The organism is Mesorhizobium sp. M7A.F.Ca.US.006.04.2.1, assembly GCF_004022915.1.
GTDB classification, from domain to species: Bacteria; Pseudomonadota; Alphaproteobacteria; order Rhizobiales; family Rhizobiaceae; genus Mesorhizobium; species Mesorhizobium ciceri.
The window spans coordinates 1-10339 of the sequence record NZ_RZQA01000124.1 but is presented as its reverse complement, the minus strand read 5'-3'; the positions used below and the strand labels follow the sequence as shown (position 1 = coordinate 10339).

The 10339-nt window shown below is 63.5% G+C and carries 11 protein-coding genes; 5 read left to right on the top strand and 6 right to left on the bottom strand.

Annotated features, from left to right (window positions below; translation table 11 throughout):
* The 3 genes from EN925_RS09510 to EN925_RS09500 all read right to left on the bottom strand — a co-directional run.
* A partial coding sequence (locus EN925_RS09510) for a glutamate--cysteine ligase (protein WP_128336485.1) occupies positions 1–1040 on the bottom strand: 1040 nt, incomplete at its 3' end.
* A gap of 244 nt (positions 1041–1284) precedes the next feature.
* Positions 1285–2019: a 16S rRNA (uracil(1498)-N(3))-methyltransferase gene (locus EN925_RS09505; protein ID WP_127370156.1), complete on the bottom strand. Its 735-nt coding sequence runs from the start codon at positions 2017–2019 to the stop codon at positions 1285–1287.
* Positions 2020–2050: 31 nt separating this feature from the next.
* Complete coding sequence (locus tag EN925_RS09500; RefSeq protein ID WP_127370155.1) at positions 2051–2698, bottom strand: hypothetical protein; 648 nt, start codon at positions 2696–2698, stop codon at positions 2051–2053.
* A gap of 88 nt (positions 2699–2786) precedes the next feature.
* On the opposite strand from EN925_RS09500, the gene EN925_RS09495 reads away from it, so the two are divergent.
* Positions 2787–3485, top strand: coding sequence for a type 1 glutamine amidotransferase (locus tag EN925_RS09495; protein WP_027162214.1), 699 nt, complete (start codon positions 2787–2789; stop codon positions 3483–3485).
* 293 nt (positions 3486–3778) lie between these two features.
* Entirely contained in the window at positions 3779–3910 is a 132-nt protein-coding gene (locus EN925_RS41460; protein WP_013893872.1) for a hypothetical protein, read from the top strand.
* Positions 3911–3948: 38 nt separating this feature from the next.
* On the opposite strand, the gene EN925_RS09485 is transcribed toward EN925_RS41460, so the two are convergent.
* Genes EN925_RS09485 through EN925_RS09475 form a run of 3 tightly spaced genes read right to left on the bottom strand, consistent with a single transcriptional unit; the run spans position 3949 to position 6718 of the window.
* Entirely contained in the window at positions 3949–4722 is a 774-nt protein-coding gene (locus EN925_RS09485) for a metallophosphoesterase (protein ID WP_063172771.1), read from the bottom strand.
* A 27-nt stretch (positions 4723–4749) separates the two neighbouring features.
* Positions 4750–5895, bottom strand: a complete 1146-nt coding sequence (locus EN925_RS09480) for an alpha-hydroxy acid oxidase (protein ID WP_013530347.1) — start codon at positions 5893–5895, stop codon at positions 4750–4752.
* Positions 5896–5914: 19 nt separating this feature from the next.
* Positions 5915–6718 carry an FCD domain-containing protein gene (locus EN925_RS09475; protein ID WP_127369935.1) on the bottom strand — a complete coding sequence of 268 codons (804 nt, stop codon included), beginning with the start codon at positions 6716–6718 and terminating at the stop codon, positions 5915–5917.
* Positions 6719–6924: 206 nt separating this feature from the next.
* Here EN925_RS09475 and EN925_RS09470 point away from each other — a divergent pair, with 206 nt between their 5' ends.
* The 3 genes from EN925_RS09470 to EN925_RS09455 form a co-directional block, all read left to right on the top strand.
* Positions 6925–8247 carry a DUF3422 family protein gene (locus EN925_RS09470; protein ID WP_127388224.1) on the top strand — a complete coding sequence of 441 codons (1323 nt, stop codon included), beginning with the start codon at positions 6925–6927 and terminating at the stop codon, positions 8245–8247.
* A gap of 128 nt (positions 8248–8375) precedes the next feature.
* Positions 8376–9872: an FAD-linked oxidase C-terminal domain-containing protein gene (locus EN925_RS09465; protein ID WP_064994790.1), complete on the top strand. Its 1497-nt coding sequence runs from the start codon at positions 8376–8378 to the stop codon at positions 9870–9872.
* A gap of 223 nt (positions 9873–10095) precedes the next feature.
* Positions 10096–10339, top strand: a 244-nt coding sequence (locus EN925_RS09455; protein WP_128336483.1) for an FAD-binding protein, incomplete at its 3' end; no start/stop codon positions are given.

Sequence of the window (10339 nt, the reverse complement as noted above, 5' to 3'; positions counted from 1 at the left end):
TCATAAAGCAATCCGACCCAGAAGGCCGGCAGCGCGCAGATGCGCCGCCACGGCCCGCCATCGGCGCCGCGCATCTCGAGGAAGCGCTTCAGCCGCACATCCGGGAACAGCGTTGACAGATGGTTCGCCCAGTCGCCCATTGTCGGCAGCCCGTCCGGCACTTCATTGCGCGCGGCCCCGGCCATGAACTGGCGGAAGGTGATGTGGGTCATGTCGTGATAGCGGTCGTCGCGGATGACGAAATACATCGGTACGTCGAGCGCCCATTCGACATAGTCGGCGAAACCGAAATCGGGCGAGAAGCAGAATTCGAGCAGGCCCGAGCGCTGGTTGTCGGTGTCACGCCATATGTCGCCGCGCCAGCTCTGCAAGCCGTTCGGGTGGCTTTCGGTGAAAGGCGAATTGGCGAACAAGGCCGTCGACAGCGGCTGCAGCTTCAACGACACCTGCATCTTGCGGCGCATGTCGGCCTCGCTCTCGAAGTCGAGATTCACCTGGATCGTGCAGGTGCGGTACATCATGTCGAGGCCCTTGGTGCCGACCTTGGGCATGTAGCGCGTCATGATCTCGTAGCGCGATTTCGGCATTTTCGGCGTCTCGGCAAGCGACCATTTCGGGCTGCCGCCGAGGCCGAGGAAGCGGATGCCCATCGGTTCGGCGATCTCGCGCACCTGCGCCAGATGGGCATTGCCCTCGCGGCAGGTCTGGTGGATCGTCTCCAGCGGTGCGCCGGAAAGCTCGAACTGGCCGCCGGGTTCCAGCGAAATCGCACCCTGGCCGGTCGGTTCGACCAGGCCGATGATGCGGCCGTCATCGACGATCGGATCCCAGCCGAGCTTTTCCTGCATGCCTTCGAGGATGGCGCGGATGCCACGCTCGCCGCCATAGGGGACCGGTGCATTGCCGTCGACATAGAAGGGGAATTTCTCGTGCTCGGTGCCGATGCGCCATTTGTCGCGCGGCTTGTTGCCTTCGGCCAGGTGCTCGACAAGTTCGTCGACACCTTCGATCGGGCGGAAATCGGTCGTATCGCGCGCCATTTATGAACCCTCTGCACATGACCCCGAAAATCGGCTTTCGACTTTCGCCGGGATCATGTGCCCCAATGGAATGCTACAGTGTCCTTTGCACGTCCGAAAGGAGGCGGGCGCTGTAGGACGATCGGACGATCGCCGGCGCTAAATGGACGAAATGTCAGCAGACGATCAAGCGAAAAATCCTGAGCCACAGGTCAACAGGAATTGAACGTTACTCCGCTCTCCGTCCCTTGCAAGGGATGACGTCTCACCAGTCTCCGACTGTCGCCTGCATGACCGCGAGCGCGGCCACCGCCGCGGTGTCGGCGCGCAGGATACGCGGGCCGAGCGGAATGGCGGTGACGAAGGGCAGGGCGCGCAGCATCTTGCGCTCATCGTCGGAAAAGCCACCCTCCGGCCCGACCAGCAGCCCAAGCTTCTTTTCCTTGACCGCCTGCAGCGCGGCCAGCGGATTGTTGGTCGAAGCATCCTCGTCGCAGAAGATCAGCCGTCGCTCTGTGTCCCAGCCGGTCAACAGGCGGTCGAATTTTTCGGCTTCGCGCACCTGAGGCACCGCCAGGATGCCGCATTGCTCGGCGGCTTCGACGACATTGGCGCGCAGGCGATCGATCGACGGCTTGGCCACTTGCGTGTGCTGGGTAATGACCGGCTGCAGGATGCCGGCGCCCATCTCGACCGCCTTCTGCACGAGATAATCGAGCCGCCCCTGCTTCAGCGGCGCAAAGCAGTAGACGAGATCGGGCAGAGGCGGCTGCGGCCGCTGCAGCGCCGACACCTTCAGCCGCACCGCCCTTTTCGTCTTCGCCGATATGGCCGCCGACCACTCGCCGTCGCGGCCATTGAACACCAGGATTTCGGCGCCTTCGCCAAGCCGCAGCACATGCAGGAGATAGTGGCTCTGCTGTTGGCCGGCCTCGAATTCGATGTCCGGCGCGAGATCGTCGATCACGAACAGACGTTGCATTTTGTAATTGGCGCGCATCGCCGAGGAATGAGCGAGCCGGCCGCCGGCGTCAAGCCTCGGCGGTCGGATGCCACACCGGCCGAAAGCCGTGCCGCAGCACGCAGAGCGTCGTGGCCGGCGTCAGTAGCGAGAGTGTCTTGCTTTTGAGCATGTCGAAATCGTTGGGGTGCTGATATCCCGCAAAGGACCAGCGCAGTGCCTTGCCGCTACGCAGGGCATAAACAGTGCCGCCATCCGCAACCACGACGCCGTCCGGCAGGCCGGCAAGGTCTTCAACCGCAATCACCGGCGGCTTGCCGCCTGACGCCAGCCGCTCCTTGTGCAGCCGCTTGTCGACCATCGGCGCGCGCGGTTCGGCGATGCCGAAGGCTTCGCCGAAGCGGCCGACGAAATCCCTGGCCCGTTCGCGCTGGCAAAAGAAGCAGGGGCGATGCCCGGCCGCCAGTGCGGTCACCTCGTCGAGGAAGAACAGCTCGGTCCAGCCCGCTTTACCGCCCTTCCGGTTGCGGCCCATCGGTTCGCGCCGCACATTTCGGAATTGGCAGACGCAGATGATCCAGGCTTGAAGCGCCCAGCGCTTTTTCTTGAGCGTCTTCGTCTCGGGGTCGTGGATGATGCCGCGATTGCCGGTGAACATGCCGCGATCGGGCACCGCGTGGATGATACCGAACGGATCGACCCGGTTCTGCAGTGGCATAGTTTTCTCTCCGGACACGCATCTTGGCTGCAATGCGAGCGGCATGATATCGCTCGTCGCAGCTTTTTCATGTCAGCAGGGTTTTGCGATGCGGGTGCTGGTGGTCCAGAACTACGACAATACCGGCCTCGGCCAGGTCGGCGCAGCACTTGCGGAAGCGGGCGCCGATCTCGACCTGCGTCTCCCTTACAGGGGCGATCCCCTGCCGGATGACGCGGCCGGGCATGATGCCATGGTGGTGCTCGGCGGGGGCCAGAATGCGCTGGCCGACGATGAGTACCCCTATTTCCCGGCACTGCTCGAACTGACCCGCGACTTTGCCGACAAGGATCGCGCCGTGCTCGGCATCTGCCTAGGCAGCCAGCTCGTCGCTCGTGCCTTTGGTGGCGAGAACCGTATCGGCGGCGCCAATGAGTTCGGTTGGCACGGCGTGTCGCTGACGCCTGACGCCAAGGCCGATCCGGTGCTGGGCGCTCTGCCGGCAAAGTTCCCGATCTTCCAATGGCACGACGACACCTTCGTGTTGCCCGAAAACGCCGTGCGGCTTGCCGGCAACGATGTCGCCGAGAACCAGGCATTTCGCGTCGGCCGCGCCGTGTACGGTTTCCAGTTTCACTTCGAGGCCGACCGGCCGATGGTCAAGGACTGGAGCGCGTCCTTTGCCCCGACCATCGCTGCGCGCCATCCCGACTGGGCCGGCAAGCTCGATGGCGAAATGGCCCGCAACGGGCCCGATGCGGATGCCGCTGGCCTCGCCATTGCCCGGGCCTGGGTAGCGACCATCTGAGCGTTGGTCTCTCCGTACCCTCCAGCGTGACATAATTGGCACGCGGCGGTGAAACCGCCTGGGGAAAACGGTTTCATTCTTGGCTTGTGTCCGCCCGCCATCCTAGAAGGCGCGCGCTCTGCATCTTCTGTGCAACGGCTATGAACCTTTTGTGTGACCCGCGCGACACACCGTTGATACAGAACATGCCTAGAAGCGCAAAATCGTCGAAACTTTGAAGCGAATTCTCCGTTTCAACGCATTGGTAACCGCCTGGTGCACAGATGCAGAAAGCTCAACAAGAGATGACCTCCGTGAAAGCAGCGCTTCTGTCCTTTGCCATGTTGTCCGCCATCGTGCTGTGCGGTCTCGGCATCTATGCCGCCGACGCAGCCAACAACCACAACGCCGTCGACGGTTACGGCGTCACCGCCTCGCTGCGCTAAAGCGGGAAGCGTCTTTCGCATCCTCCGACGCGCGGCGCTCAAGCTTCCTTGATCGTCATTGTCAGGATGCGTTTGTCCGCGCCGTCGACGACGAGCGCGCTCAGCATGCCTGATTGCCAGGCAAGCGTGTCGACATTGACGCGATTTGCCATCACTTCCGCCTCCGGCACCGGCGTGTGGCCGTGCACCACGATCTTCGGATAGAGGTCGGGGTGGTTGTGGAAGACGTCGCGGATCCAGATCAGATCCTGCGGGTTTTGCTTCTCCAGAGGAATGCCCGGCCTGATGCCGGCATGGCAGAAGAAGAAGTCCCCGAAAGTCACGGAAAACGGCAGCGATCGCAGGAAGTCGATGTGGCTTTGCGGCACGGCCTCGACCAGTGCCTGATGTCCTCTGCGCACGGCCGATTCGGCCTTGCCGAACCACACGCTTGTGCCTTCACTGATCGTTACGCCGTAAGACTGTGCCGTCTGGATGCCGCCGAACCGGATGAAAAGCCCTTCCGGGTCAGGGGTCTTGAGAAAATCGAGAAAGCCGATGTCGTGGTTGCCGGCCAGCATCAGGTGACGAGGGTCTCGCTCTTGCGCTTCGATCAGGAAATCGATGACGCCCTTCGAGTCCGGCCCGCGGTCGACATAGTCGCCAAGATGGATGACGCGCCAGTCGGCAGGCGCCTCCTGCTCGATCTCGGCCCTGATGCGCAGATGCATGGCCGCCAGCAGGTCGAGCCGGCCGTGGACGTCGCCGATCGCATAGAGACGGATGCCGTCCGGCCCATGCGCGTCGAGAAAATGGATGCCGGATTCTGCCAACTTTTCGGTGTCTCCGTGGTCAGGCGGTCACGGGACCTGGCGCCGGAGCTGGTCCTTGCCCATGTCGGTGACAAGACGCTTTCCGCACAGCGCCAGCGTGATGTCCATCTCCTTGCGGATGATTTCCAACGCCTTGGTAACCCCTTCCTTGCCAAGCGCCCCCAGGCCGTAAAGAAACGGCCGGCCGATATAGGTTCCCTTGGCACCGAGGCAAAGCGCCTTCAGGACATCCTGGCCGGAGCGGATGCCGCCATCCATATGCACTTCGATCGTGTCACCGACCGCGTCGGCAATCTCTTCCAGCACGCCGATCGACGACGACGCACCATCGAGCTGGCGCCCGCCATGGTTGGAAACGATGATCGCGTCGGCGCCGGTCTTGGCCGCCATCAGCGCGTCCTCCTTGTCGAGAATGCCCTTGAGGATCAGCTTGCCGCCCCAGCGCTCCTTGATCCAGGCGACGTCCTTCCACGACAGATGCAGGTCGAACTGCTCCGTCGTCCACGATGCCAGCGAGGCCATGTTGCCGACGCCCTTGGCGTGGCCGACAATGTTGCGGAAGGTCCGCCGCTTGGTGCCGGCCATGGCGGCGCACCAGCGCGGGCGGATGGCCATGTCGACGATGTTCGTCAGCGTCAGCTTGGGTGGCGCCGAAAGCCCGTTGCGGATGTCCTTGTGGCGCTGACCGAGAATCTGCAGGTCGAGCGTCAGCACGAGCGCCGAGCATTTCGCCGCCTTTGCCCTGTCGATCAGGTTGAGCACGAAATCCTTGTCACGCAGCACATAGAGCTGAAACCAGAACGGCTTCGTGGTAACCGAGGCGACATCCTCGATCGAGCAGATGCTCATCGTCGACAAGGTAAACGGCACGCCGAATTCCTCCGCCGCCTGCGCCGCCAGCATCTCGCCATTGGCGTGCTGCATGCCGGTCATGCCGGTTGGCGCCAATGCCACCGGCATAGACACTTTTTCGCCGATCATCGTCGATGCCAGCGAACGGTTGTCCATGTCGACGAGGACGCGCTGGCGGAACTTGATCTTCTGGAAATCCTCCTCGTTGGCCCGATACGTGCTTTCGGTCCACGAACCGGAATCGGCATAGTCGAAGAACATCTTCGGCACACGCCGGCGTGCGAGGTCCTTGAGGTCGGCGATGGTCAGGATCTGGCTCATGGGCTTCCCGTTTCGATAGCTAGGAGCGTTTGCGTGCTGGTTCTGTATCGGTGGCGTCAACGCGCTGTTTCAACCTCAGCCGCGAGACGCGCTGCCAGTCGCCGCTGCGCTCGGCCTCCGCCATCGACCGTTCGACATAGGTGATGTGGTCCATCGCCGCCTGGCGGGCGGCGGCCGGGTCGCCGGCCTTCACCGCCGCATGGATCGCCCGGTGCTGCGCGAGCAGGGCGTCGCGCGCGCCGGGTACGGTGAACACCAGCAGCCGGTTCTGGAACACGCCCTCCGACAGCAGCCGATAACAGGAGCGCAGCGTGTGCAAAAGGATGATGTTGTGTGCGCATTCGCAGATCGCGTGGTGGAACTCGACGTCGATCTCGGCCTCGTCGTCGAAGTCGCCGGTCCGGTGCGCATCGTCCATGCGTGCCATGATCTTGTCGAGCAGCGCCATGTCGTCTGGGGTGGCGCGCCGTGCCGCATATTCAGCCGCAACCCCTTCGATCTCGCGGCGGTATTCCAGATAGTCGGTCACTGCCTTGCGGTGCATCGAGATCAGGTCCGTCACCGGTTTGGTGAAGAGCTGGCCGATGACATCGGCGACATGCGTGCCGCCGCCGGGCCTTGTCGTCAAAAGGCCGCGTCCTTCCAGTGCCTTCAGGGCGTCACGCAGGATCGGCCGCGATACGTCGAACTGGCGTGCAAGCTCGCGCTCGCCCGGCAGCCGGTCGCCGGTGCGCAGCACGCCTTCGAGGATGAGGCTCTCGATCTGCTGCACCACCTCGTCGGCGGTGCGCGAATGCTCGATCCTGGAAAAAATGTCGCTCAACAGAATGCCTGGAAGGTGAACCGGTGCCGCAGAATAGAGCCTGCCTCGCCAACTGGTCAAATTATTTATCCAATTGACAAAAAGCTGGCCGATTTCCCGCCCGATCCCGTGATCTTCGGCTAACTTTGCCGTTTGCGTCGTCAGGCCATTGGCACTAGAGGGACGCGAGTGCAAGCGGGTTCAAGGAAACCCCCGGGGAACAAGCCGTGTCAGACGACCCGTCCGATCTCGAATTCCAGCCGCGCGCCAAGGGCAGCGTCATGGGCTTTCCCGCGCATGAGGGCCGGCCCGGCGCACTCGGCGAGGTTCATGCCCGGCCGCATCCGCTGATCGAAAAGCCACGCGTCCTGATGCAACTCGCCTTCATGACGGAGGGCGGCTCCGGCGTCGACCACGCGGTGCTTTCCGAACTGTCGCGGCGCCTCGGCATCGCCGCGCCCGACCGCCAGGCCCGCCACCATGCCATGAAATGGGGCAAGGGCTCGCTGCGTTGGGAGCGGCACACCGAATTCTCGACCTATTTGTGGGAAGGGCCGCTTTCCGAAAGCGGCAGGACGCAGGAGGACTCACCCTTCGGCAACGGGTTTTCCCCGCCGGGAACCTGCATCTCCGGCATCAGGCTCGAAATCCGCAAATGGACGCAAGCAACCGAGCAACTGATAGCCGGTTTCGATCCGACCAGCCTGTGCTACTCGCTGGTCGAGCGCGGAAACGCCGCCATCGTCACCGATTTTCGCCAGGATGGCGATGGCCTGACGCGCATGCTGCTGCTCGATCGCGGCTTGACCCCGGCGCGCACCGGCGCGTTGTCGCAGCGGCTTATCGACATCGAGACCTATCGGACGCTGGCCATGCTCGGCCTGCCGCTGGCGTTGACCTTGTCCGGCCGCGCCCGCCGCATCGAAGACCGGCTGGCGCAGACCACGCTGGAGATGAAGGTCGCCGGGACACGGGACAGCCAGACCTTGCTGGCCGATCTGACCGAACTTGCGGCGGAGCTGGAGGCGGACGCGGCGTCGAGCCTTTACCGTTTCGGCGCCAGCCGCGCCTATGACGGCATCGTCGGCGAACGGCTGGACGCACTCGAGGAAGAGGCTGTGCCCGGCTATGACACATGGCGCGGGTTCCTGCAGCGCCGTGTGGCGCCCGCAATGCGCACCTGCCGCTCGGTCGAGGAGCGGCAGGAAAATCTATCGCGAAAACTGACCCGCGCCACGACGCTGCTGCGCACCTGGGTCGATGTCGAGGTCGAGAAGCAGAACCGCGACCTGCTTGCCTCGATGAACAACCGGGCCCGCCTGCAATTGCGCCTGCAGCAGACCGTCGAGGGGCTCTCGGTCGCCGCCGTCTCCTATTATGTGGTCGGCCTTGTCGGCTATGTCGCCAAGGGCGCCTCGATCTTCGGCCATGCCTTCGCGCCGGAGATCATTACCGCTGCTTCGGTGCCTGTCGCCATCCTGCTGGTCTGGTGGGGCGTGCGCCGCGTGCGCCGGATGCACTCCGAACCCGGCAAGCCGCCCGGCGAATAGCAGCGGCAGATTGCCGCTGCGTAAGCCTGTCTCCGCCTTGAAGTTGGATTCGCCGCCATTACAGGATTTGCACCCAACGCGCTTCACTGGTAAAAGATTTTGACCAGTCAAGCGAAATGAGGCTGCTGATGTCCGGCCTGGCCATGCCGAAACCAGACGATGCCACGATGCGCCGGCGCGACGAGATCGTCGCCGACATGCGCATCATCGTGCCGGGTGAGGGCGTTGTCGACGCCGCCAATTCCATGCGCGCTTTCGAGAGCGACGGCCTGACCGCCTATCGGCAGCTGCCGCTGGTTGTCGTGCTGCCGCAAACGGTGGCGCAGGTTTCGCGCGTGCTGAGATACTGCAACGACCGCAACATCCGCGTCGTGCCGCGCGGCTCCGGCACCTCGCTGTCGGGCGGGGCGCTGCCGCTCGAGGACGCGGTGCTGCTGGTCATGAGCCGTTTCAACCGTATCCTCGGGATCGATTTTCCCAATCGCGTCGTCGTTGCCCAGCCGGGCGTCACCAATCTCGGCATCACCACCGCCGTCGAGCAGGAGGGCTTTTACTACGCCCCCGATCCATCCTCCCAGATCGCCTGCTCGATCGGCGGCAATGTCGCGGAGAATTCCGGCGGCGTGCACTGCCTGAAATACGGCCTCACAGCCAACAATGTGCTCGGCATCGAGATGGTGCTGATGAATGGCGAGGTGGTGCGGCTGGGCGGCAGTCACCTCGATGCGGAAGGCTACGACCTGCTCGGCGTCATGACCGGGTCCGAAGGGCTGCTCGGCGTCGTCACCGAGGTCACCGTGCGCATCCTGAAGAAGCCGGAGACGGCACGTGCACTGCTGATCGGCTTCCCGACCAGCGAGCAGGGCGGCCAGTGCGTTGCCGACATCATCGGCGCCGGCATCATCCCGGGCGGCATGGAGATGATGGACCGGCCGGCGATCCATGCGGCGGAAGATTTCGTTCATGCCGGCTATCCCCTTGATGTCGAGGCGCTGCTGATCGTCGAGCTCGACGGGCCGGGCGTCGAGGTCGATCATCTGATCGGCCTTGTCGAGGCGATCGCCTACAAGAACGGCTCGACCACCTGCCGCATTTCGCAGTCCGAACAGGAACGGCTGAGCTTCTGGGCCGGCCGCAAGGCGGCGTTTCCGGCCGTCGGCCGCATCTCGCCCGACTACTACTGCATGGACGGCACCATCCCGCGCAAGGAGCTGCCGCGCGTGCTCGCCGGCATGCGCGAGCTGTCGGAAAAATACGGTCTCGGCGTCGCCAATGTCTTTCATGCCGGTGACGGCAATCTGCATCCGCTGATCCTCTACGATGCCAACGTACCGGGCGAACTCGACAAGGCCGAAAGCTTCGGCGCCGATATATTGCGGCTCTGCGTCAAGGTCGGCGGCGTCTTGACCGGCGAACACGGTGTGGGCGTGGAAAAACGCGATCTAATGCCGGAGATGTTCACCCAGATCGATCTCGACCAGCAGATGCGCGTCAAATGCGCCTTCGATCCCAACCATCTGCTCAACCCGGGAAAAGTATTTCCGCAGCTGCGGCGATGCGCCGAGCTTGGGCGGATGCATGTGCACCGCGGGCAGGTGGCGTTTCCGGACATTCCGAGGTTTTGAGGGTGATGACGGCGCGTGAACACCCCCCTCTGTCCTGCCGGACATCTCCCCCTCAAGGGGGAAGATTGGCAGTTTCGACGCCTTGCCCTTCCGTCATCATTGAAGATTGGCGAAGCCATATGCGACATCTGATCTCCCCCCTTGAGGGGGAGATGTCCGGCAGGACAGAGGGGGGCGCCAGGGAACTCGGCATATCCGAACTCGCATCTGGCGCGGTCTCTTCATGACCACCTTCACCCCGACCACCCCATCCGAAGTCCTGTCCACCGTCGCCTGGGCTGTAGCGGAAGGCTCGCCGCTGGAAATCCTTGGCCATGGCTCCAAGCGTGGCATCGGCCGGCCGCTGCAAACCGAACACACGCTCGACCTGTCGAAATTATCTGACGTCACGCTCTATGAACCGGCTGAACTGGTGCTGTCGGCCAAGGCAGGCACACCGTTGGCCGGGATCGAGAAACTGCTGGCGG

What these genes read in the sequence shown, in the direction of transcription:
- EN925_RS09505 (WP_127370156.1), bottom strand. Translation starts at nt 2,019, where the DNA reads ATGCGCGCCAATTACAAAATGCAACGTCTGTTCGTGATCGACGATCTC.
- EN925_RS09495 (WP_027162214.1), top strand. Translation starts at nt 2,787, where the DNA reads ATGCGGGTGCTGGTGGTCCAGAACTACGACAATACCGGCCTCGGCCAG.
- EN925_RS09500 (WP_127370155.1), bottom strand. Translation starts at nt 2,698, where the DNA reads ATGCCACTGCAGAACCGGGTCGATCCGTTCGGTATCATCCACGCGGTG.
- EN925_RS09480 (WP_013530347.1), bottom strand. Translation starts at nt 5,895, where the DNA reads ATGAGCCAGATCCTGACCATCGCCGACCTCAAGGACCTCGCACGCCGG.
- EN925_RS09465 (WP_064994790.1), top strand. Translation starts at nt 8,376, where the DNA reads ATGTCCGGCCTGGCCATGCCGAAACCAGACGATGCCACGATGCGCCGG.